Source organism: Pseudoalteromonas sp. NZS11 (assembly GCF_015864765.1).
In the GTDB taxonomy this organism is placed as follows: Bacteria; Pseudomonadota; Gammaproteobacteria; order Enterobacterales; family Alteromonadaceae; genus Pseudoalteromonas; species Pseudoalteromonas arctica.
This window is the reverse complement of record NZ_JADYWP010000003.1, coordinates 233,989-255,227: the sequence shown is the minus strand read 5'-3', so window position 1 is coordinate 255,227 and position 21,239 is coordinate 233,989. Positions and strand designations below refer to the sequence as shown.

Annotated in this window: 16 protein-coding genes and 2 pseudogenes; 8 read left to right on the top strand and 10 right to left on the bottom strand. The window is 39.1% G+C overall.

Features of this window, described 5'->3' with window-relative positions:
- The first annotated feature begins 450 nt into the window (after positions 1-450).
- Positions 451-3,033, top strand: coding sequence for a TonB-dependent receptor plug domain-containing protein (locus tag I6E82_RS08225; RefSeq protein ID WP_197117477.1), 2,583 nt, complete (start codon positions 451-453; stop codon positions 3,031-3,033).
- A gap of 81 nt (positions 3,034-3,114) precedes the next feature.
- Here I6E82_RS08225 and I6E82_RS08220 read toward each other — a convergent pair whose 3' ends face one another.
- The 3 genes from I6E82_RS08220 to I6E82_RS08210 all read right to left on the bottom strand — a co-directional run bounded on the left by I6E82_RS08220 (position 3,115) and on the right by I6E82_RS08210 (position 6,409).
- On the bottom strand, positions 3,115-4,116 hold the full coding sequence (locus I6E82_RS08220; protein ID WP_272941825.1) for a branched-chain amino acid aminotransferase: 1,002 nt from the start codon (positions 4,114-4,116) through the stop codon (positions 3,115-3,117).
- A gap of 200 nt (positions 4,117-4,316) precedes the next feature.
- On the bottom strand, positions 4,317-5,369 hold the full coding sequence (locus tag I6E82_RS08215; RefSeq protein WP_197117476.1) for a fatty acid desaturase family protein: 1,053 nt from the start codon (positions 5,367-5,369) through the stop codon (positions 4,317-4,319).
- Positions 5,366-6,409, bottom strand: coding sequence for a flavin reductase family protein (locus tag I6E82_RS08210; RefSeq protein ID WP_197117726.1), 1,044 nt, complete (start codon positions 6,407-6,409; stop codon positions 5,366-5,368). Before I6E82_RS08210 ends, I6E82_RS08215 begins: the two co-directional genes overlap by 4 nt.
- Before the next feature lie 283 nt (positions 6,410-6,692).
- Here I6E82_RS08210 and I6E82_RS08205 point away from each other — a divergent pair, with 283 nt between their 5' ends.
- From I6E82_RS08205 to I6E82_RS08190, 5 genes and pseudogenes are all read left to right on the top strand, one after another.
- Positions 6,693-7,868, top strand: a complete 1,176-nt coding sequence (locus I6E82_RS08205; protein WP_197117475.1) for a PQQ-dependent sugar dehydrogenase — start codon at positions 6,693-6,695, stop codon at positions 7,866-7,868.
- Between the two features lie 153 nt (positions 7,869-8,021).
- On the top strand, positions 8,022-8,201 hold the full coding sequence (locus tag I6E82_RS08200; RefSeq protein WP_165721860.1) for a DUF6435 family protein: 180 nt from the start codon (positions 8,022-8,024) through the stop codon (positions 8,199-8,201).
- Between the two features lie 632 nt (positions 8,202-8,833).
- Positions 8,834-9,715, top strand: a complete 882-nt coding sequence (locus I6E82_RS08195) for a restriction endonuclease (RefSeq protein ID WP_197117474.1) — start codon at positions 8,834-8,836, stop codon at positions 9,713-9,715.
- Positions 9,716-10,012: 297 nt separating this feature from the next.
- Positions 10,013-10,292: pseudogene (locus I6E82_RS19965) on the top strand (hypothetical protein); the annotation flags it as partial.
- A 244-nt stretch (positions 10,293-10,536) separates the two neighbouring features.
- The gene (locus tag I6E82_RS08190) at positions 10,537-11,913 is read left to right on the top strand and encodes a HEPN domain-containing protein (protein WP_197117473.1); all 1,377 of its coding nucleotides are present in this window, start codon (positions 10,537-10,539) and stop codon (positions 11,911-11,913) included.
- Positions 11,914-11,932: 19 nt separating this feature from the next.
- On the opposite strand, the gene I6E82_RS08185 is transcribed toward I6E82_RS08190, so the two are convergent.
- Together I6E82_RS08185 and I6E82_RS08180 are read right to left on the bottom strand one after the other, a co-directional pair.
- Positions 11,933-12,400, bottom strand: a complete 468-nt coding sequence (locus I6E82_RS08185) for a GNAT family N-acetyltransferase (RefSeq protein ID WP_197117472.1) — start codon at positions 12,398-12,400, stop codon at positions 11,933-11,935.
- Between the two features lie 69 nt (positions 12,401-12,469).
- Positions 12,470-13,063, bottom strand: a complete 594-nt coding sequence (locus tag I6E82_RS08180) for a DUF2238 domain-containing protein (RefSeq protein WP_197117471.1) — start codon at positions 13,061-13,063, stop codon at positions 12,470-12,472.
- 150 nt (positions 13,064-13,213) lie between these two features.
- Here I6E82_RS08180 and I6E82_RS08175 point away from each other — a divergent pair, with 150 nt between their 5' ends.
- Complete coding sequence (locus I6E82_RS08175; protein WP_197117469.1) at positions 13,214-14,188, top strand: transposase; 975 nt, start codon at positions 13,214-13,216, stop codon at positions 14,186-14,188.
- Between the two features lie 213 nt (positions 14,189-14,401).
- On the opposite strand, the pseudogene I6E82_RS08170 reads toward I6E82_RS08175, so the two are convergent.
- The 5 genes and pseudogenes from I6E82_RS08170 to I6E82_RS08150 form a co-directional block, all read right to left on the bottom strand.
- Positions 14,402-15,082 (bottom strand): annotated as a pseudogene (locus tag I6E82_RS08170) (SDR family NAD(P)-dependent oxidoreductase); the annotation flags it as partial.
- 26 nt (positions 15,083-15,108) lie between these two features.
- Complete coding sequence (locus tag I6E82_RS08165) at positions 15,109-15,612, bottom strand: Mpo1 family 2-hydroxy fatty acid dioxygenase (protein WP_197117467.1); 504 nt, start codon at positions 15,610-15,612, stop codon at positions 15,109-15,111.
- A gap of 83 nt (positions 15,613-15,695) precedes the next feature.
- A complete protein-coding gene (locus tag I6E82_RS08160; protein ID WP_197117465.1) occupies positions 15,696-16,103 on the bottom strand; it encodes a hypothetical protein in 408 nt (135 codons plus the stop codon).
- A gap of 71 nt (positions 16,104-16,174) precedes the next feature.
- Positions 16,175-16,849 carry a Crp/Fnr family transcriptional regulator gene (locus I6E82_RS08155; protein ID WP_197117462.1) on the bottom strand — a complete coding sequence of 225 codons (675 nt, stop codon included), beginning with the start codon at positions 16,847-16,849 and terminating at the stop codon, positions 16,175-16,177.
- Positions 16,850-16,852: 3 nt separating this feature from the next.
- Positions 16,853-17,524 (bottom strand): hypothetical protein, encoded by a 672-nt coding sequence (locus I6E82_RS08150; protein ID WP_197117460.1) that lies wholly within the window; start codon positions 17,522-17,524, stop codon positions 16,853-16,855.
- Between the two features lie 676 nt (positions 17,525-18,200).
- Between I6E82_RS08150 and I6E82_RS08145 the strand changes: the two genes are divergently transcribed.
- A complete protein-coding gene (locus I6E82_RS08145) occupies positions 18,201-21,167 on the top strand; it encodes a TonB-dependent receptor (RefSeq protein WP_197117458.1) in 2,967 nt (988 codons plus the stop codon).
- Positions 21,168-21,239: the final 72 nt, after the last annotated feature.

The following is a 21,239-nucleotide window of genomic DNA, read 5'->3' as shown; positions in this document are numbered from 1 at the left end:
TGCTTTAAAGTATAGGTTCTAATAAGTAGTACATAATTTATAGTACACCTATTAAATGTTAATTTAGTTAACATTTAATAGGTTTATTTGTATTTTACATTTTTAAAAATATTCATAGCTCAACAGCTGTTTATTGCCAGCCCAATAAAAATGGTTCCCTACCCATAATTAATTTAACCCATCAATCTCGTCTTACCAGTTAATTAAACGTTAAATTTAATTTTTTAATATAATTCATTATCCATCAATTACTTAGCAATTACCTTCGCTATATAACTAAAACAATGATCATTATAAAAAACAACCAAATGTAATTATAAAAACCCTTAAATTAATTGAATGTTATTCAATTGACTGACTTTGTTAATTAAGTATATGTTCAAGGTAACAAAGAGGTTTGAGCTTTTTGTACAAAACTAAAATAATTCAATGGGTATGGGGAAATACAGCATGAATAGAAAACCGTTATTTAAATTACAGCAATCGGTACCACAAATATTACTCGCAATGAGCGCGTCTGCTGCACTACTTGGTTCGCTCTGCGTAAATGCTGCAGAGCAAGACACTAAAGCAGAAGAAAACATCGAACAAATAAGCGTAATTGGCTCTCGCCGATTAGGCCGTACAGTAGAAGACAGCGCAGTACCCATCGATATAATTGGTGCAGATGCACTTAAAAACTCAGGCTTTACTGAAACGAATGCCCTACTTAGCAGTTTATTACCCAGCTTTAACTTCCCACAAGCATCACTTACTGATGGCAGCGACCATGTACGCCCCGCTCAGCTTCGTGGCTTAGCACCCGATCACACTTTAGTGCTTGTTAATGGTAAACGCCGCCACAGCAACGCATTACTTAACTTAAATGGCTCAACGGGTCGTGGCTCATCATCGGTTGACTTAAATGCGATACCTGCAAATGCTATTGCCCGTATTGAAGTATTACGCGATGGTGCAGCAGCGCAATATGGCTCTGACGCTATAGCTGGTGTTATTAATATTGTACTTAAAAGTGCCAGCAGCGGTGGTTCAGTTGCGGCTATATATGGTGCTAACGTAACCGAAATGGACGGTGTACCACAGCTAAAATCAGTATCTGAAGGCAGTGATGGTAATTTAGCATTTACCGAAGGGGGCGATCGCTCCTTAACCGATGGTCAAACATTAACGCTGCAAGGTAATATGGGTTTTGAGCTTGGCGATAATGGCTTTTTAAACATCTCAACAGAATACCGCGACCGCCATTCAACTAACCGCTCAGACTACGATAACCGTGAAAGCTACGCACGCATAGATGACGGATCAGTAGATGGCGCGCTTGACCCACGTGAACTTACCGTAAATCGATATAACCATAACTTTGGTAATGGCGATGTAGAAGACTTTTCAATGTTTTATAACGCAGGTTACCAGTTAACAAACGAAGTCGACTTATATTCGTTTGGCTCTTACAGCAAACGTGAAGGCGAAGGCGGCGGGTTTTATCGCCGTGCAAGCGATAGCCGTAATATAGAAGAAGTATACCCTGATGGCTTTTTACCTGTTATTACCTCAGATATAGATGACTTTTCACTGGCACTTGGCGCTAAAGGTTTTGTAAGTGAATGGAATTACGATGTATCGGCCGTATATGGTCAAGATGCATTTGAGTTTGGTGTTATAAATAGCTTAAATACCTCATATGGCCCTACTAGCCAAACAAGCTTTGATGCAGGAACACTTACCTACGATCAACTTACTTTAAACGTTGATTTTAGCCGCGAGGTAGACGTCAGCTTTTTAGAAAGCTCTGTAAACGTAGCTGTAGGTGCTGAGTATCGCCGCGAAGGATACCAAATAGATGCAGGCGAAGAAGCTTCATATGCACAAGGCACATTTGGCCCAGGAGGCGCAGTAACCGACCCAGTTGATGGCCCATTTGGCGCAGCGGGGGCACAAGTATTCCCGGGGTTTACACCCGAATCAGAGGGCGATAACAGCCGCCACAACGTGAGCTTATATATAGACCTTGAAACCTACCTAACCGACGATTGGAATTTAGCGGTTGCCGCCCGTTATGAAGATTACTCGGACTTTGGCGATACACTTAACGGTAAAATTGCGACTCGTTATTCATTAACTGAAGACTTAGCACTACGCGCCTCAGTATCTACTGGTTTTAGAGCACCTTCATTGCAGCAACAATACTTTACCTCAGTAGCCACTGTATTTGTTGATGGCGAACCAACCGAAACAGGTACCTTTGCACCAAGCAGCGATGTAGCAAAAGCACTGGGCTCACCGGGTCTTGATGCTGAGGAAGCAACAAACTACGGCGTTGGTTTTACATGGTCTACCGACTTTAATTTCAGCTTATCGGTTGATTACTACCAAATATTAATTGATGACCGCATTGTGCTATCAAACAACTTATCGGGTGCTGCTATTGCCGATTTACTTCAAGGCACAGGCGCTAACCAAGGTCGTTTCTTCCTAAATGCAATTGACAGTAAAACGCGCGGTGTTGATGTTGTAGCTTCTTATAATGTAGCAACTGATGGTTATGGCGATTTAGCCTTTAACCTAGGTTACAACTACGGCAAAAATGAAGTTACCGATATAATTGACCCACCAGCAGAGCTTCAAGGTGCAGGGTTTGATCAAGACAACTTGTTCTCAGGCACTGAGCTGCGTCGTTTTGAAGTAAGCACACCGCGTAATAAGTACAACTTAAGCGCAACGTGGACTAACGATGATATTCGTACCACTCTTAGAACAACGCGTTACGGAGAAACTCAAGACCCTTCAGATAACCCAGAACGTAACGAAGTGCTTAAGCCTAAATGGATAACCGACTTAGATGTCGCCTACTCGCTTAGTGAAAACGTATCGCTGAGCTTAGGTGCTAATAACATTTTTGATGTTTACCCAGATGCAACCCGTGAAAATGTTGACGATGTAACCACCTTCTCACGTTTATTTGCTTACTCTAGCTTCTCGCCGTATGGATTTAACGGACGCTACGTGTACGGTAAAATAGAAATGAAGTTCTAATAAGCACAGCTTAAAGTAACCAAACACAAAAAAGCCACCGATTAGGTGGCTTTTTAATGCGAGTTGCTATTAAATCTATAATTAGATTTTAGTTAACCAGCCGTGCTTGTCTTCACTTTTACCCCATTGAATATCGTTCAATGCTTGGCGAAGGCGCGCAGTCGTTGGGCCTGGTTCGCCAGTACCTACTTTGTATTCTTTATCGTTATGAATAAACGTACCCACAGCAGTTAGTACAGCTGCAGTGCCCGAAAGCGCCGCTTCAGTACCTGGTTTAGCAGCACGCTCTAATAGCTCAGTAACGCTAAAGTTACGCTCGCTTACCGTCATACCTAAATCTTTTGCAATGGTTAAAATACTATTACGCGTTACACCATGTAAAAACGTGCTATCAAGCGCTTTAGTAATAATTTCGTTGCCATCTATAAGTATAAAGTTAGCAGCACCGGTTTCTTGTACGTCGCCACCTGGGCAAAATAAAATTTGATCAGCTTGATACTTTATACGTGCAGCACTAATAGGCGCCAAAGCACTGGCGTAGTTACCACCACTTTTTACCATACCCATGTGCGGAGCGCAGCGCATACCATCTTCTTCAAGCAGTACGCGCAGTGCAGTTGCGCCACCGGCAAAGTAATCACCTACTGGCGATAGTAACGTGTATAAAAGCGAGCTCATTGACGGCGCAGCCGCTTTACCAATTGCCGCCTCAGTACCAATGTGCGTTGGGCGAATATACATAGAGCCTGGTGGTAATGGCGTTTCATCTGCGTATTCACGCATAATATCGATAATCATCGTTTTTAGCATATCACTGTCAAAACTCGGTAAGCTTAATAGCGCTGAGCTTTGTTGCATGCGTGCAATGTTTGCATCCATTCTAAAAAGATAAACAGAACCATCTTCATGGCGAAAGGCTTTTAAGCCTTCAAAACATGTACTTGAATAATGAAGAACGTGCGCACCAGCATGAAGTTCAAGTTTATCGGAAGGGACAATTGAGCTTTCGCTCCATTTATTATCAGAAAAACGAGCTTGAATCATCTGAGGCATAAACACGGTACCAAATGCGGCCATTTTAATCTCTCTTGTGTGGTCTATTTCCCTCCATTGTATGACAATCACACGCTATTTAACCATAGCTAAAGTAAGGCTTTTTTAATTAACTATGAGAATTTTTTGCAAGTGCTGTTTACTAATCAACCGTATTGAGTGCAATAAACAAAAAAATCGGTCAGTGTAGTTACACAGACCGATTTTTTCATTCGTTAATTAAAACATGTTTATTTAAACGAATATTTAATAATACGTTTTAACACCGACGTATACTGTCTAAAAAAACCACCTGTATGATAATCAATACCGTGTTTTTTCAAAACAGCTTGTACTTGTGGCGCAACTTCTTGATAGCGCGAAGACGGCATATCAGGAAATAAATGATGCTCTATTTGACAGCTCAAATGCCCTGTTAAAACATGAAACCAATGCGGCCCTTTAATATTAGACGAACCCAGTACTTGGCGGTAATACCACTGCCCTTGGGTTTCGTTTACGCAGTCTTCTTGTTTAAAAGTTTGCGTTTCTTCAGTAAAGTGACCACAAAATATTATGGTCGACGTCCATAAATTACGGATTAAGTTAGCTACTAAATTCCCCGCCAATACCCATAAAAATAAAGGCCCTGCAAGTAACGGAAATATCGCATAATCTTTAATTAACTGGCGAGCGCCTTTACTAAAAAAGCGCTGCTTTAATGTAGAGTGTGATACAAGCCCTTCGCGGTTTTCTTTCTTTTTACCAATAAAAACACGCTCTGCAGCCAACTCGTGATACGACACGCCCCACTGAAATAACACACTTAAATTAATATACGTAAAAAACTGCCATACATTTTTAAAACGCCACTTAAAATCATCGCTTAAACGCAACAAGCCATAGCCAAAATCACGGTCTTTACCAATAATATTAGTATACGTATGGTGTTCAAAGTTATGAACGCGGTGCCAACTTTGCCCGTCGCACGCTATGTCCCATTCATAATGCTGTGAGTTAAGTTGCTTGTCGTTCATCCAATCGTATTGACCATGCATTACATTGTGGCCAATTTCCATATTGTCTAAAATTTTAGCAAGTGCTAATAGCAATACACCTGCAACCCACAATAATGGCTGGATAAAACCAAGCATTAGCAAAATTCGCCCGCTCCATTCACACACTCGCTGTTTGCGCACAACAGAGCGAATATAGTCAGCATCTTGTTGGCCAACTTTGCCAAGGGTGTTCATTTTAATAGCATCTAACTCACTTGCGAGCATGTCATAGTTAATGTTTTTCATAATTGTAACTCCAAATCACTAACAGGTTGGCTTACGCAAAGTTGTATTAATTGCTCGCCGTTGTCACTCAATTCACCAGTTTTTAAATTACGTACCACGCCTGACTTTTTAATACATTGGCATTGATGGCAAATACCAATACCGCAACCGCGTTTAACGGGTAGCTTTTTTTCTTCAAACTGGGTCAATAAAACATCGTTGCCCGATACAACATGGGCACTGGCGTTAATTTTTACGTTAAATTGGCTATCGTCGTTTAAGCTTGGTAGCGCTAAACCAAATGCTTCTTGGTAATAATTTAGCTTATGCGTTTTAGCAAAATCACTCACCGTTTGCATAAATGCTGCCGGACCGCAGCAGTAAATGTCTGGATTTTCCCACGGCTTAATATTGCTGGTTATATCGCTTGATTGCTCACGCGTTAATAATAAAAACGAAAAATGCTCAAAACGCGCTGCTAACTCACTCAGTTCATCAACACATTGATGCTCAGTGGCTTTTGCGTAATACACCAACGAGACTTTTTGCGTAGTTTGGTTTAAGTAATCATCAAGCATAGCTAGCATAGGTGTTATACCCGAGCCACCGGCAATAAAAGTGGCTGGTGTATGTGTGTTTTTAAATACAAAGTCGCCACTTGGCGCAGAAATATTGCACCACAAACCCGCTTTTAATGCGCTGCTGAGTAAGCCAGTAAAGCGCCCTTGCGTATTTGTTTTGATTAGTAAGCGCACTAAACCTGTATTTTTAAATTGCTGAGCGCTTGAAGCCACGGTAAACACGCGTGTTAATAATCGCCCATTAATTTCAAGCGTTAAACTTATATGCTGTCCTGACGTATGCGCCTGCCAATGTTTGCTTGGCTTAAGTTGCACACTTAAAAAGCCGCCATCAAGCACCGTCGTATTAACTACTTGCGCTCTAAACTGCCCTGCACGCCACGCAGGTTTAAACACCTGCATTATTGGCTCTATGTAGCCTGCAAAACTTTGATGGTGTAAAAACCATTTTGAAAATTGGTTTAATACTTTAATTATCATCACTATTAATCTCTTGGGTCGTAAAATACTTAACGTTTGAACTTACACGTGTACGCCCAAACTTCAGCGCACAAGTGTACGCTGAAATTTTTAGTTTTCAACCCCAATAGAGTAATTATTCAATTTTTTATTAGCGCTAATTACTAAACAATTTTCTGTTAAAAGGTCATCGTATAAAAATATAAGTGTGTGTTTTTCATTCAACTCAACCAACTCAACGCTTAACAAATTTATTTATGCCATGTTAAGGTTATGTAAGATTGGATTAATTTTGGAAGCCATAATGATAAATTTAATGTCACATAACACACTCCCTAAACTAATAAGTGCAGGCTTGGCTGTTGCTATATTTGCTATTAACGCACCCGCAAATGCAAAAAGCGATTACGTAAAAAACTATAAACAGCTCGATACTTTACCGCTTAACGTTAACGCAGTAACAGCGGCAGAAGGTGTGGTTATACCTTGGGCTATTGAGCCTTTAGCTAATGGTGATTTGCTAATATCTGAGCGCAGTGGAACGTTATTTTTATTACCTAAAAATACAACTACGTTAGCTAAGGTTTCAGGGCTGCCCAACATTGAAGCTAATGGCCAAGGTGGATTGCTTGATTTAGCACTACACACCGATAGCAAGCAAAACCAATGGCTGTACTTTAGTTACTCAAGTAGTGAGGGCAAAGGAAGCGGAAGTAACACCGCCTTAATCCGCGCCAAGCTAAGTAGCGATCATACGCAGTTGTCTGATCAGCAATTGCTATACAAAGGCGAGCATAATAGTACCAAAGGCCAGCACTACGGCAGCCGTATTGTGTTTGATGATGAAGGTTATGTTTATTTTTCAATAGGCGATCGCGGCTCGCGCGACATAAACCCGCAAGATCTCACCCGTGATGGCGGTAAAATTTATCGCTTACATGATGATGGCCGTATCCCAAGCGATAATCCGTTTGTTAAACAAAAAGATGCAAAACATGCGGCATGGTCTTATGGGCACCGTAATCCACAAGGCATGTGGTTTGATAATCAAAATAATATTTTATGGTCTCACGAGCACGGACCACGCGGCGGCGATGAACTTAATATTATAAAAAAAGGCGCTAACTACGGATGGCCTTTAGTAAGTTATGGCGTTAACTACAGCGGTACCAAGTTTACAGACCTTAAAGAAAAAGACGGCATGCAATCGCCCGTATTACATTGGACCCCTTCAATTGCCCCTTCCGATATGTTGTATGTAACGAGTGATAAATACCCAAAGCTTAAAGGTAAGCTATTACTAGCCTCCATGAAATTTGCATTCATTAGCGCACTAGAGCTATCAAAGGGTAAGGTTGTTAAGCAATATAAAATACTCGATGGCATTGGCAGAGTACGCAGCTTAGCCCAAGGCAGTGATGGTTTTATTTATTTAGGTATTGATGGACAAGGTATTAAACGCCTAGAGCCAGAAACGTAAACACTAGCACTAGCACACAGTACGTTAATAATTACACCGTGTTTACTTTGCGCTTTTAAAGCGTAAAGTAAAGATTTTCACCAAACAAAGAACTATTAAGCCCATTAATGCGTACACTAACTACATATAATTTAATAAATTAAGAGAATACTAATGTTTTCATTTTTAAAGCCTGATCCCGTAAAAAAACTGCGTAAAGAATACGACGTAAAACTAGAGCAAGGCATGCAGGCACAAAGAAAAGGCGACATTAAAAGCTTTGCCATGTTAAGTGCCGAAGCCGAAAAAATCTGGAGTGAAATAGAAGTACTTGAGGCAAAAAAAGCCAAATAATACCAATCGTGTTAAGTTATTAGACATTTATAGCGACGGATAAATAGAGTGATAACAAGGCATAAATTTCGACATGTAGTTGTTCTACATGAGAAGTTTATAACGCCGTTAACGCTTTATTTAGCACGCTAGAAAGGCTAAATATTTAAGTCGACTGGTATAAGTATACTTAAGCGTGTCTGCCCTATTTTAAAAGCAGGAAGACGCGTTTAGTAAATAATTTATAACCTCCTTTTTACAGCTTCCACCATCCCTAAACCCCCTTTTGTAATATGCTTACACAAACAAGTGTACTTAAAGCGGTTACTTACGTTATCGCCACCGTTTTTTAGTGACTATTAAATGATTTAAAATCGGATTTGGTTTTCATTTTAAATATTTAATTGCTCCATTTATGTACCGCCCTGGCGTTTTTCCTCCTAAGTCAAAAAATGAGGACGTTTTCCTCTTTTTTGCATATTATTAAAAGAACAGCCCGACTTAAAGTTTAATACTCGCAATGTGTTATAGGATTTGTTATTAATATTAAAAAATAATTAAGAGGACATACTTTGCTCATAAAAAGAGGAAAGTGTCCTCGATAAAGCTTTAGGCTTACGCGGTATTATCCTAATCATTTACGAAGAGTTCATATGAGAAAACAGAAGAATCTAAAATCAATTGATATTAAGTTACTTGATGAAATATTCGAGATGGGTGGAGGATATGTTTTAGATTTTTCTAATCGAACATTTTCTGAATTCTTTAATGAAGAGCTTGGAATTAATATAGATGATCCATGTTTTGATGTTGATGGTACAAGTAAAGCAAAGAGGTTACGGTTTTACTTACGACAAGCAAATACTACCGATGTAATTAAAGTATTATTAGCTTTATGGGAATATCGAGAAGCCCTGCGTCGCCGTTCGGGAAAGGATGAAACTATGGCAGAAGCTAAAGCAGAGTTCTTTTTATTAATAAATAAATTAGGCGGTAAACCGCCTGAAGATATTAGGCAACAATCTACTCCTCGTGGATTTGAAAATTTGAGTGATGAGATTGCAATGAATCTTCTAAATAAATTAATGGCTGTTAGTGCATTAGCACCTCATCCTAGAGGCTTTGCGTTTGAGAGTTTTTTAAAAGAACTATTTGATGCCAATGGGATGGATGGTCGTTCATCATTTAGGGTTGTTGGTGAACAAATTGACGGAAGTTTTGATATGTCAGGCGAGACTTACCTGCTAGAAGCAAAATGGACTAGTAAGCCAGTGGATGCTTCTGATTTGCGTTCATTCAACGCAAAAGTAGAAGATAAAGCTTCATGGGCTCGTGGGTTATTTGTAAGTGACTGTGGCTTTTCTGAAGAAGGGCTTATAGCCTTCGGAAAGGGAAAAAGTTTAGTGTGTATGGACGGCTTAGATATTTGTGAAATGTTACAAAAGAAGTTATCGTTAAAAGAAGTCTTATCTAAAAAAGTTCGTCGAGCCGCTGAAACAGGCAAGCCTTTTGTTCGTTTGCGGGAGTTGGTTTAATGGTAAGGATTAAAGCCTAACCGGGTAGCCGGAGGTCTCTAACCTCCAGCCCCCACACCACCCATCATGCGGGTCCGCAATGGGCGGTTCATCTCCCATAATGAATACCGATCCAAATATCTCTCAATGACACTAAACCTTGTGAAGCTAAATAGTCATTGTCTAGCGCAATGTTAATTTCTTTTTTTTGAGCTTTTTACAAGGGCCTTTACTGGTGATACCACAAATAATTAGGATGATACCCATCCTAATTATTACGAAAAAAGCCAACAAAAACAGTATAAAGAGTGCATTGTTATAAATAACGAATCACGCAAAAAAGCTGAGCTATGTAGACAAAATGAAAGTAAAAATAGACAGCTCAATCGGTCGACGATAGCTGTTTATTGAAGAATGGCAAACGACTCTGCTGTATGAACCGGCTTTCCTTTAAATAAAACGCGGTATATTACGGTGAATAACGGGATGAATACATTGACCTTACGAGGTCAGATGAAAGTGAATGCCTTACTTCACGGTGCGGCAATTGTATTGCCTCGTTCATAATATAGAAAAGCTTAAAAACACGATGCATTAAGAAGGGTAAGCCCTCTTACTCTAAATAAAAGCCACTCAAACACCCGTAATCCCTTCCAAAACGCCAATTAAAACAATATCAAACACTTCTATATTCTGCGTAAAAATACAGTAATCAATTGAACCAAAATAGGAACTCAGCTATGGTTTGTTTATCAATAAAAACAAATTTAAAAACGAGTTAATCTACAGGCTCGTTAGGCCAGTTAATTACTCGCCTCACATTTTAAATCGAGAAGCTATCTATGGCCGCAACTAAAAAAGATGTTGAAGACTTCCAGATTGTTATCAGTGAAGCAGTCCGATTAAGCAAGCTACTTAATGAATCATATGATTTATATGCAAACGATTTTGACAGTAAATATGACTCTATGTTTGCAACGATTAATGTGCCTAAAGATATTTATGAGAGAGATAAAAGCCAAAAAAACTTCCAATTACACTTGTCGTCTATGGCGCAGAAAAAATTACAAGAAATTACTTCTAGACAAATAAAGCAAAATAATTTGGCTTATGAATTAACGTCGAGTGAATATATTAATGATATTAAAGACTCAATGTATATACATATAAAAGAAAAAAAGGAATTTGATTTATCTGGGTGTTCATCACTTTTGTCAAGGGCATATAAGCGAGCTAAAAAGAAAATGCGTGAGGTCAGTTATTTCTTTCCAATTCATGCTGAAGGTGTTGCTCCTGAGAAGGACATACAAATTGGAAATGTTAGGATCACCAACAAAGAAAATATATACCCCAAAATCAAAGATGAAGAAAAGCTAGAAAGATTTATAAAAACGGATGAACAATCTGATTACAACAGTTTGCTATGTATTGATATTCCGAAATGTTCAAATGAAATAAGCAAAAGTCGAGCACAGAATGTAGCTGATTTTATCTACGGTGTTATCAAAGTCTTTGCTGCTTCTTATCAGGTAAATACAAAGCAGATGGTTCTAAAAAAGAACCCTATTGAGAGTAATACAAGTCACTATATTGAGTGCTCGAATGAAGAATACTATGTCTGTGGTTCAATTTCATTTCGTGAGAATTTAGAAGAATTTTGGGGTGCTTTAGATGAAGATTTAAACTCTGGATTGGGCGAGGTTATTAAAAAACTTGCTGAATGTGCAATCTCTCCTAGTAATAAAAACTGCATTTCGGATCGGCTAATTGATGCCTTTTGCTGGTTTGGTGATGCATCTAGAGATAATAATGAATATTCCCAAGTAGTAAAGCTTGTAACTGCAATGGAGAGATTGGTTACATTATCTACCGAAAAAAAAGATGCTGAGCTAACAAAAAGGTTTTGCAGTAGGGTATCGTGTTCTATTGCTATTTTTCATGGTGAAATTGATATTTGGAAATTAGAAGCAAAGCGAATTTATGAGTTAAGGTCAGACCTAGTTCATGGAAGTCAAAATTTATATAAGTCATATGAACTACCGCTTAACTTTCATCCATTCAAGCTCGCCAGTTTTACTATTCTTTCTTCTTGTATTGGTTTTAATACGCTTGGCTTAGATTCAGTTAACTATGAGAGCCAGTTAAAAGACATGTATCATCAGTTGGCCGAACATTGTTTAAATGAAAAATATAAAGAAAAGAAAATATTACCCGAGTAGAAATGGCCTAACAAGAACATTAGACGGAATTTGTTTTCCCCTCACGATTATTTTTACCATATATATTTTCAGGGTTTATTTGCATTAGCAGCCCTGAGTTATCTATCGGTTTAAACCCGTATTGTGCATAAAGCCCGTGTGCATCAGAAGTCGCTAATAAAAAGCGCCTGAGCCCTTGTAGCTCAGGGTGCTCTACTATCGTTTTAATGAGTAACTTACTCAGCCCATTACCTTGCAAGTGCGGGGCAATAAATACATCGGCTAAATAGGCAAAGGTTGCTTTATCGGTCACTACTCGGGCAAATCCAACTTGTTCGTTATGAGCGCTGTAAACACCAAAGCACATTGAGTTATCAATTGCTGATTGCATTACGCTTTTAGGAATGCCTTTGGCCCAATAGCTATTAGCAATAAAGTTATAAATAACGTTAAAGTTAAGTTTGCTTTTGTCTGTGCTTATTGAGTAGTTACTAATGTTTGCGGTCATAAGTTAATAGTCTTTTTTATCAATGTTTTTATAAACATTCTTATAGAAAGTCTTTAACGTTCCTATAGTCTATAAATAATCTTTAACGTTTTTAAGCTGTTTGTCGTGTACCTTTGAAAGCACTAACAGCGAGCAAATAGCCCCAAATAACGCCAGTCCCATATCTGATTGGGTATCCCACACGTAACCTTGCGTGCCTAAAAACGCGTCTGCGTTTTCGCCGCTTAATACTGCAACCCACCATTCTATTAATTCGTAAAACGCGCTAAATGCTAAACATACCGAAATAACAAAAGCGATTAACCAGCCTCGACCATTTACTACTTTTTTGCGCAGTAAAATTTCGCGTGCTAGTAGTGCAGGTACAAACCCTTGAAAAAAGTGCCCTACTTTGTCGTAGTTATTACGCTCACTACCAAATAGGTTGTCGAAAAAAGGGACTTCGGCGTAGGTGTAATGCCCGCCAATCATCAGCACAATGCAATGCGCTAAAATAAATGTATATAAAATAGGAGTAAGTTTAAAGTGGCTATAGGTACTTGCTAGCAGCACTAAACCAATAATTGCGGGGATAACTTCAAGCAGCCATGTAAATTGATCTTTTGGGTTAATACCAGACCAAATTAATACAATAAAAAACAGGCTCAGCCATAAATACTTCATTTAGAATCCTTTTCTAAATTGATCAAATTTACGGCATTTTACGCCTTTGAAATAAACCACCAGAATTAACAAGACACCCATCCTAAATTTTGCACTTTTCGAAGTTAGAGGCTAGCCTTTATTTAGTGCAAAAAACAAGCAGGGTGTCACATGGCAATTGCAAGAAAGCGTCAAGTAAGTTTGGTTGATACAAAATATTATCACTGTATTTCGCGTTGCGTGCGCCGTGCATTTTTATGTGGTGAAGACCACTTTACAGGTCAATCTTACGAGCACCGCAGAGGCTGGGTTGAAGATAAATTGCTTGAGTTAGCTAAGGTATTTTGTATTGATGTATGTGCTTATGCCGTTATGAGTAACCACACTCATTTAGTGCTGTATATTGATGATAAAAAAGTGAATCGATTAAATGATAAAGCGATTATTATCCGCTGGCATAAACTCTGTAAAGGCACTGTACTTACGCAAAAATACATACAGGGTGAAAAGCTAAGTAAAGCTGAGCTTATCTTTTTTAATCAAACAGTAAAGGAATATCGAGAACGCCTATCAAGTATTAGCTGGTTTATGCGGTTGTTAAATGAAGATATTGCGCGCAGAGCAAATAAAGAAGATAACTGCACAGGTAGATTCTGGGAAGGCAGATTCACATCACAAGCATTACTAGATGAAGCAGCACTTGCCGCTTGTATGGCGTATGTCGATTTAAACCCAATTAGAGCTAAAATGGCTAACACGCCTGAGGAATCAGACCACACCAGCGTTAAACAGCGACTAACATATGCAAAAGAAGGCAAACAACCAAAACAACTACTGCGCTTTGCAGGCATGCCACGTCAGATAATGCCAAAAGGACTCCCGTTTGAGCTTAAATCGTACCTTGAACTTGTTGAATTAACAGGGCGCTGTATACGAGAGGGTAAACGTGGTTATATTGAAAGTACACACTTACCCTTACTCGAAAGAGTTCATATTTCCCCCGAAAACTGGTTAAAGCTTACAACCCAATTTACGCGCGTATTTCATGGCGCAGTAGGCAGGCCAGCCTCACAAGCAAGTTATTGTGAAAACTTAAAGCGAAAGCGGCGAGCGAATATCAGTAACTGCGAAAAACTACTGGCATAAAATTTAAACTACTCAGTAAAACTATTCAGTAATAAATCACAACTGCATTATGCAGTTATTTTCATGCGCTTAATTTAGGTTTAAGCGTGATAATGAGTTATTTTATGGATGAAAAGTAAGTAACCGAGTAGTAAAAGATAAATTCTTAACCTAAAAAGTGAATCTAGCCTAGATTGACTTTATTTATTTGGAGTGGCTGTCTGGTTTAATAATGTTACTAATGGCGTTAATCATTTTTTTAGCCGCTACGCTTACATCCATGCCATTTTCTATCGACTCTTCTGGTTTATTTTGCGCTATGCCTTGCTCATTTAATGAGTTATGCGCAATTGCTGTTTTAATAGAGCCTGGGCAAATTGTTAAGCAATGAATATTATGTTGTGCTACTTCTGCACGTAGGCAATCCATAAAACCAACAACCGCATATTTAGAACCCGAATAACCTGTTCTAAATTTTGAACCTACTTTACCCGCCACACTACTAATAGACACAATTGAGCCACTGCGCCTTGCGACCATAGAAGGCAATACCGCTTTAGTCAGTGCAATTAAGCCAAAGTAATTAACCTCCATTAATTGGCGGTACACGTTAAAGTCGTTTTCTAAAAATAAGCTACGCTGCGATACACCGCCGTTATTAATTAAAATATCTATTGCAGGAAGCTCGTTCATTTTTGCTGTTATTGTGCTCAGTACGTGTTCTGGCTGGGCTAAATCAAGCGGCACAACTAAGTGCCCTTCGCCTTTAAGTGTTGCTTTTAAATCGTTTAGTTTATCAATATTGCGCGCCGATAAAATAACACGGGCTCCAAGCTCGGTAAATTGTATAGCAAGCTCTTTACCAATACCTGACGATGCCCCGGTGATCCACACGGTTTTATTATTATATTGCATAAGCACCCGTAATTAATTTTTATTAGTTAAGCCTTTGTAGGGCCAGCTATTGCGTTTACTTCATCTTCTAATGTTTTGTAAAAACCCATTAAAAATAGTAGTTCAACAGTTACGTACAAAGGGCCAATAATTAAGCCAATTAGGTCATCTACAAACGCCGGTTTTTTACCTTCGTAATAGTGCCCAATAAACTGTAATACCCAACCAAATACAAACACACCTACGCCAATACTCAACCAAGGCCAAAACGCCATTGCCGCAATGGGCTGAGCAGCAACAAGGAGTAAGGTGAATATCACGGCCATAATAAAGCCAAGCGAAAAGCTCAGCATAAAATAATAAACAACCGACGCTAATACAAAAAGTTGTGCGCCATCAATTACTATACTACCAAGGGGTATTTGAATGCGCGCTAGTAAACACAACGCTGCAAATACAATGAGCGGAATACCAAAAAAATGCGTTAGTACATTACGTTTAGAGCGATGATATAAACCATATTTACCAAGCTGCTGTTGAAGTGTTTTCATTGTTTTGCCTTATTTTTATCTATAAAACTTACTTTAGCAAAAGTAGACACAACAACAATGTCAGGTATCCGACATTTTGTAAATTAAACAAATGCAGAAATTATTTTACCCGGCTCATGCTCACCTTTCATATCCGTTCGCTCGCGCCCTTTTTGATACTCTTGCTCGAGCATTTTTTGAAGTTCCTCTATTTTATGAGCAATTGCGGTAGGGTCTGCGCCCTCACTTTGCTGTTCTTTAATGAGCTCTTCTATTGTCGCTTTTAGTTCGTCTATTTTGTTTTTGTTTACACCTAAGCGCTGATAAACCAGCGCTTCTTGGGCGCTTTCTAAAAACGTTTGATCTTTAGGCGTTGAGCTTATGCCTTTAACACCATTTGGTTTTTCATTAGAGAGGGTATTAGTTGCCGCAACTTCGCTTGAACCTGCCGCTTTATTTACTGTCGGAGAGTTATAATTACTATATTGATTTTTAAAGGTTATTGTAGTCATTAGCTCAAATCCATTGTTGCATTACATGTTATGTAGCAATTTTGGTTCCAACTAAATAAAGCAGCCTCTATTTAAGCTTGTGTAGCACGGGTCTGTAACTTTTGTTTATCTAAAACAGTTATGCGTTGATACCCCAAACTAATAGCTTGTAAGCTAACAAGCTGTTGCAGTATTTGATTAATAGTTTGGCGCGTTAGGTAGGTCATATCAGCAAGTTGCTGCTGAGATAAAACAAGCGGTGTTAAGTGCTCTGTATGTTCGCTAAGCATTAAAAGTCGATTGCATACTTTTTGCTCAGCGCTTAGTAATGCGTGATCTTCCATTATGGTAAACATTAGGCGTAACTTTTGTGCCAACAATAAACCAAACTCTTGCCAATATTGTGGCTGTTCGTTTAATAGCTGTTCAAGCGCGCGTTGGGGCACGTAAAAAAGCACTACGTCTGTTTGTGCGTATACATCGTGAGTGCGCAGGCCACCATCAAACAAGGTAACTTCGCCAAACCACAGTGATGAATCAATAAAGCTCAATACGGCTTCTTTGCCTTCGTTACTTACGCCACTAATACGCACCACTCCGCTAAGTAAGGCATAAATTCCATCGTGCTTATCACCTCGCAAAAATAATGACTGCTGAGCTTTAAGCGAGAGCGTTTTGCCCTGCGTTAATAAAAAGCTTTTTAAATAAGCGCTACGGTTTTTAAACCAATGCCCTTGCTCTATTACGTTTTGCTGCTGTGGAGTCATTATTTACTGCATTTGCTTATTAAATGGCTGTTTTTCGATAACCAATTTTTTAGGGAAATTTAAATCGGTTGCTATAACAAAATCATCGTAAGGATCATTACCCGAAAACAGTTCAGAAATTAATGTATCGTTTTTATAAACATTAACGGTTACACCGCTACCCATGCCGCCTGAGTTAATAATATAATAATGATATTCGCCGTTACTAAAAAATAAAATACTCTGGCCAATACGCCCTATTTGCCTGTAGTAACTACCAAATGGTGTATCTGGTGAAGCTTCTTTTTCAAGCCCTATGTCATTAATTCGACCAAATCGATAACTAAGCGATGAGTCATCTTTTGCAACACAAACAGAAAGTACCTTCTCGGTAGGCTCTAACTTGTAAGCTGTATTTTCATCTGGGTTGCGCACAACTTTATGCATTTTTGCGTTAATGTAGGCTGCTTCATTACTTTTACAGTGCGTAGCTAGCATACCGACGACTAAAGCGGGTTCGTTTTTTTGAACTACAGGAGGTGTGTTTACTTTGTTATTAGTGGGTAAGTTACTTGCATTATTATTTAGCTGAGGACTACCTTGAATTGCCATACTTTGATCGTCACAACCAAACAATGCAAACAAGAAGAAAGAATAAAAGCTCGCTAAAAATTTAATGCGCATAATAAAATCCATCTATGAGAGAGCCTTTAAAATAGCGATAAAACTAGCGACTCGCAACACCTTATGCGCAATACTTTATAAGTTTATTTTTAAACCATCTTCTGCAAAAACTACGTTACTTTTTAGTGATTTAATTAACGATTTTTTAAACAACTACTGGTTTTTAATGACCGATACATAAACTGAGATAGAACCGCCGCTTGATGCATTTGCATCAATAGCGTTGTACATAATCACTACATCGGCATTTTCGCTAAGTTAGCAAATGTACCTATTTTTTTTGAGTGACCCACGGCCGATTTATTAATTTTAGCTAGTATTAAAAGCCTGATTTAAACACCTTATAAAAGTGTGTAAATAACTAAATTAATCAATAATTGGTTTTCTTATAATAAAATGTTGTTAAAGCACTATTGCAAACGGTTTTTTATAACCAACTGTAATTTATAATTTAAATAAAATTAAATCCAAAAAACATACATTTTAAAAACAATTTAGTCTCATTTTATTAAAACAACAGTTGACCCTATTCAAAATATAAACTAGCATTTCTGGAAGCGCTTCCACAAATTCTGGTTAAACAGATCTTTCTGGAAGCGCTTCCACACATTTGACAATGTTTATAACTACACAATAACAGCCCCATACAAGCTGTTAATAATAATGATAAAAGCGCGAGGGAAACCGAATGTCCAACCATATTGTAAGAAAAACAAAGATAGCGACCAGCCTATCTCTGATTTTAGGTGCATCAATCTCTTTGCCTGTATATGCACAAGAAGCAAATACAGACGTTGAAGTAATTCAAGTTACTGGTTTTAAAAGCAGTATTAAAGAGTCAACTCGATTAAAACGCGACGCCGCAGGTGTTGTAGATGCTATATCAGCTGAAGATATTGGTAAATTCCCCGATACCAACTTAGCCGAGTCGCTACAGCGTATTACGGGTGTGTCGATTGATCGTTCAAATGGTGAAGGCTCTAAAGTAACTGTTCGTGGTTTTGGTCCCGACTACAATATGGTAACCCTAAACGGTCGAACTATGCCGGCAGCTTCATTGCCTTCAGGCGGTGGTACACCAAGCTCTCGTGCTTTTGACTTTGCAAACTTAGCGTCTGATAGCGTTAAATCGGTTGAAGTATATAAAACAGGTAAAGCAAGTATTGCATCAGGTGGTATTGGCGCAACAATTAATATTAATACGGCTCGCCCACTCGACAATCCAGGCTTTATTTCAAGCGTAGGTGTAAAAGCATTACACGACTCAACAAACCGTGTTGGTGATGACATAACACCAGAGCTTTCGGGCTTAATTAGCTGGACCGACAGTGAAGCTAAATTTGGTGCCTCGTTAACTGCAAGCATGCAACAGCGCGATAGCTCATCAACAGGTGCGTTTGTAAATCAATGGAATACATCTGCTTTTGACGGCACAATTCCACAAGCAGCAGACGATATTGTTTTAACTAATGCACCCGCTGTTGGCCAGCTTTATTCAATGCCATCAGATTTGCGCTACACCATTGCCGACAGAGAACGTACTCGTACAAACGCACAATTAACGCTGCAGTACAGCCCTATTGACGATTTAACAGCCACACTTGATTACACGTATTCTAAACAAGATTTGTTCGAAGCCCGTGCTGAGCAATCAATATGGATGGATAACTACAAAAGCGCGCTAACATTTGACGATAACACGGTAAAAACCCCTATTTACTACCGAGAAGAACGTCGCGATCAGCAAACACGCGATTTAGGTTTAGCGTTTCAAGAGCTGAACCAAGTTAACCAAAACGACTCTATTGGTTTAAACGTTGAATACTATTTCAATTCAGAATTGAGCTTTATGTTTGATGCGCACAATTCAAAAGCCACTAGCAAACCAGATGCACCTTACGGCAGCTGGGTAAACGCAGGCTTGGGCGCAAACGTAGTTAACGCACAAGAAGTTGATTTTAGCCGTGAGCTTCCATCAATGAGTATCGATTTTGATGATTGCCGCCGAGACAACCTAAATTGTAATAACACGTTAGATGCCTCTGATGTGGGTACGTCTATTTTAGATTCTAACTTTGCTCGCCAAGAGTCTGAAATCACAGAATTTAGAATCCATGGTAAATACGAAATTGAAAACGGCGCAATTGACTTTGGTATAGAGTCTCGCTCTATGGAAAGCCATTCACTGCAATCACTTACACGTAATACAATGGGTAACTGGGGTATAGAAAACCCTGGCGAACTACCTGATGGCTACCTAAATCCTACAAACTTTTTAGCTGAGTTTGACGACTACGATACATCGGGTTCGTTCAACCAAGGTTATACCGGCAGCGCATCGCAAATTGGTTACTGGGCAGGTGAAGAGTACGGCTTTAACTTTGCAGCCGATGGCGCATTTGCAACTAATCGCACCATTGAAGAAGATATAACCGCTGCGTTTGTGCAATTTACTTACAACGGTTACATTGGCGATATGCCATACAACATTGTTATTGGCGCACGCCAAGAGTCTACCGACATTACCTCAACGGCTAATATCGACTTACCTAACGCAGTAGCATGGGAAGGTAATAACGACTTTAACGTTCGTTTTGGCTCAGATAAAGAAGATTTCACGCTTAAATCTAGCTACGATCACTTTTTACCAAGCTTTGACTTTGACATAGAAGTAATTGAAAACGTAAAAGCGCGTTTTTCTTATAGCACAACAATTGCTCGCCCAACTTACGACAACTTAAGTTCAGCAGCGACTGTTGGTGTACCAGGTGCCCCTACTCTTTTAGCGGGCTCTTCGCCGGCTACAGCGTCAACGGGTAACCCTGGTTTAGTGCCGCTTGAATCAGATAATATTGATGTATCGGCTGAGTGGTACTTTGCAGAAACAAGTTATGTGTCGGTAGGTTATTACACTAAAGACATCGAAAACTTTATTGGTTTAACACCAATGACACAAAACTACTACGGATTACGCGATGCAACAGCGGGCCCTCGCGCTCAAGCTGCCATTGCTGAGCTAGAATCTCGCGGACTTGCAATAACCGATTCAAACTTATTTCAAATGGTTGCCGCAACAGAAAACAATGTTGATTTTGACTCTATGACCTACGAAGAGTTTGAAGCTGCCTACGATGTAATTGCTAACAGCGATGACCCATTACTAGAATTTACAGCGCAAGTACCTACCAACAATAAAAATGCCACAATTGATGGTTTCGAAATTGCCTTTCAGCACTTTTTTGGTGAAAGCGGTTTTGGGGTGCAAGCAAACTACACCACTGTTAATGGCGACATAGACTTTGATGTAAACGCTGACCCTACTACTACACAATTTGCACTAGTGGGTTTAAGCGATACAGCTAACTTTATTGCAATGTACGAAAACGACGATTTTCAAGCACGTATTGCTTACAACTGGCGTGATAAGTTTTTAAATAGCGCAGCTCGATACGTAAATGAGCCAGGCTTTACTGAAGAATATTATCAAATCGACTTTAATGTTGCGTACAACTACAGCGAACAACTCTCGTTTTTTGTTGAAGGCCTTAATATTACTGAACAAAACAGCCGCGAACATGGCCGTACGTCAGTTCAATTGTGGAACCTACAACAGCTAGGTGCACGTTACAATATTGGTATGCGTTACAACTTCTAAAGGTAATACAAAGTAAAGCCGTTAGTTTTTACTAGCGGCTTTTTTGTATTTAAAACAGTATTAATGCTAGTT

Bases quoted from the DNA above. Each gene is read 5' to 3' on its own strand.
- I6E82_RS08165 (WP_197117467.1), bottom strand. From the start codon at position 15,612: ATGAAAACACTTCAACAGCAGCTTGGTAAATATGGTTTATATCATCGC.
- I6E82_RS08225 (WP_197117477.1), top strand. From the start codon at position 451: ATGAATAGAAAACCGTTATTTAAATTACAGCAATCGGTACCACAAATA.
- I6E82_RS08190 (WP_197117473.1), top strand. From the start codon at position 10,537: ATGGCCGCAACTAAAAAAGATGTTGAAGACTTCCAGATTGTTATCAGT.
- I6E82_RS08195 (WP_197117474.1), top strand. From the start codon at position 8,834: ATGAGAAAACAGAAGAATCTAAAATCAATTGATATTAAGTTACTTGAT.
- I6E82_RS08180 (WP_197117471.1), bottom strand. From the start codon at position 13,063: ATGAAGTATTTATGGCTGAGCCTGTTTTTTATTGTATTAATTTGGTCT.
- I6E82_RS08215 (WP_197117476.1), bottom strand. From the start codon at position 5,369: ATGAAAAACATTAACTATGACATGCTCGCAAGTGAGTTAGATGCTATT.
- I6E82_RS08175 (WP_197117469.1), top strand. From the start codon at position 13,214: ATGGCAATTGCAAGAAAGCGTCAAGTAAGTTTGGTTGATACAAAATAT.
- I6E82_RS08160 (WP_197117465.1), bottom strand. From the start codon at position 16,103: ATGACTACAATAACCTTTAAAAATCAATATAGTAATTATAACTCTCCG.
- I6E82_RS08210 (WP_197117726.1), bottom strand. From the start codon at position 6,409: ATGATAATTAAAGTATTAAACCAATTTTCAAAATGGTTTTTACACCAT.
- I6E82_RS08200 (WP_165721860.1), top strand. From the start codon at position 8,022: ATGTTTTCATTTTTAAAGCCTGATCCCGTAAAAAAACTGCGTAAAGAA.
- I6E82_RS08205 (WP_197117475.1), top strand. From the start codon at position 6,693: ATGATAAATTTAATGTCACATAACACACTCCCTAAACTAATAAGTGCA.
- I6E82_RS08145 (WP_197117458.1), top strand. From the start codon at position 18,201: ATGTCCAACCATATTGTAAGAAAAACAAAGATAGCGACCAGCCTATCT.
- I6E82_RS08150 (WP_197117460.1), bottom strand. From the start codon at position 17,524: ATGGATTTTATTATGCGCATTAAATTTTTAGCGAGCTTTTATTCTTTC.
- I6E82_RS08185 (WP_197117472.1), bottom strand. From the start codon at position 12,400: ATGACCGCAAACATTAGTAACTACTCAATAAGCACAGACAAAAGCAAA.
- I6E82_RS08155 (WP_197117462.1), bottom strand. From the start codon at position 16,849: ATGACTCCACAGCAGCAAAACGTAATAGAGCAAGGGCATTGGTTTAAA.